Below are 1,867 nucleotides of genomic sequence, written 5' to 3' on the forward strand. Positions count from 1 at the left end.
TTTTTTGTTTTCAACGGAGAGTTTGATCCTGGCTCAGGATGAACGCTGGCGGCGTGCTTAACACATGCAAGTCGAACGATGATCCCAGCTTGCTGGGGGATTAGTGGCGAACGGGTGAGTAACACGTGAGTAACCTGCCCTTGACTCTGGGATAAGCCTGGGAAACTGGGTCTAATACCGGATATGACTCCTCATCGCATGGTGGGGGGTGGAAAGCTTTTGTGGTTTTGGATGGACTCGCGGCCTATCAGCTTGTTGGTGGGGTAATGGCCTACCAAGGCGACGACGGGTAGCCGGCCTGAGAGGGTGACCGGCCACACTGGGACTGAGACACGGCCCAGACTCCTACGGGAGGCAGCAGTGGGGAATATTGCACAATGGGCGCAAGCCTGATGCAGCGACGCCGCGTGAGGGATGACGGCCTTCGGGTTGTAAACCTCTTTCAGTAGGGAAGAAGCGTAAGTGACGGTACCTGCAGAAGAAGCGCCGGCTAACTACGTGCCAGCAGCCGCGGTAATACGTAGGGCGCAAGCGTTATCCGGAATTATTGGGCGTAAAGAGCTCGTAGGCGGTTTGTCGCGTCTGCTGTGAAAGACCGGGGCTCAACTCCGGTTCTGCAGTGGGTACGGGCAGACTAGAGTGCAGTAGGGGAGACTGGAATTCCTGGTGTAGCGGTGAAATGCGCAGATATCAGGAGGAACACCGATGGCGAAGGCAGGTCTCTGGGCTGTAACTGACGCTGAGGAGCGAAAGCATGGGGAGCGAACAGGATTAGATACCCTGGTAGTCCATGCCGTAAACGTTGGGCACTAGGTGTGGGGGACATTCCACGTTTTCCGCGCCGTAGCTAACGCATTAAGTGCCCCGCCTGGGGAGTACGGCCGCAAGGCTAAAACTCAAAGGAATTGACGGGGGCCCGCACAAGCGGCGGAGCATGCGGATTAATTCGATGCAACGCGAAGAACCTTACCAAGGCTTGACATGAACCGGAAAGACCTGGAAACAGGTGCCCCGCTTGCGGTCGGTTTACAGGTGGTGCATGGTTGTCGTCAGCTCGTGTCGTGAGATGTTGGGTTAAGTCCCGCAACGAGCGCAACCCTCGTTCTATGTTGCCAGCGGTTCGGCCGGGGACTCATAGGAGACTGCCGGGGTCAACTCGGAGGAAGGTGGGGACGACGTCAAATCATCATGCCCCTTATGTCTTGGGCTTCACGCATGCTACAATGGCCGGTACAAAGGGTTGCGATACTGTGAGGTGGAGCTAATCCCAAAAAGCCGGTCTCAGTTCGGATTGGGGTCTGCAACTCGACCCCATGAAGTCGGAGTCGCTAGTAATCGCAGATCAGCAACGCTGCGGTGAATACGTTCCCGGGCCTTGTACACACCGCCCGTCAAGTCACGAAAGTTGGTAACACCCGAAGCCGGTGGCCTAACCCTTGTGGGGGGAGCCGTCGAAGGTGGGACCGGCGATTGGGACTAAGTCGTAACAAGGTAGCCGTACCGGAAGGTGCGGCTGGATCACCTCCTTTCTAAGGAGCTGCTTACAGCGTTCTGTTGCCCTGCATGGGGTGGTGGGGGTTGTTAGTGTTGCCCATTGCGCAGGCGTTTGTTCTGCGGTGGGTGCTCATGGGTGGAATATCAACGAATCATTTTTTGGCATGGCTTTCGTGGTTGTGTCCTGGTGCTAGTACGGCGGTCTGTGCTCTCTCTTTGTGGGGGGTGTGGGTTGTTGGGAACGTGTCCGGGGTGTGGCTGGTGGGGGTTGTGTTTGGCGCACTGTTGGGTCCTGAGGCAACAGGACCTTTTTGCAGCAATGCAAGGGGGGCACTTCTGGTGTTTCTTTTTGTTCCTGCGGCTGGTTCCTTCC

1 rRNA gene is annotated in these 1,867 nt (G+C 56.7%); it reads left to right on the forward strand.

From position 1 onward, the window contains the following. The first annotated feature begins 10 nt into the window (after positions 1–10). A 16S ribosomal RNA gene (locus tag IEY62_RS21600) occupies positions 11–1,529 on the forward strand. The last annotated feature ends 338 nt before the right edge of the window (positions 1,530–1,867 follow it).

The sequence above is a fragment of the Paenarthrobacter histidinolovorans genome, from assembly GCF_014647595.1.
Classification (GTDB): domain Bacteria; phylum Actinomycetota; class Actinomycetes; order Actinomycetales; family Micrococcaceae; genus Arthrobacter; species Arthrobacter histidinolovorans.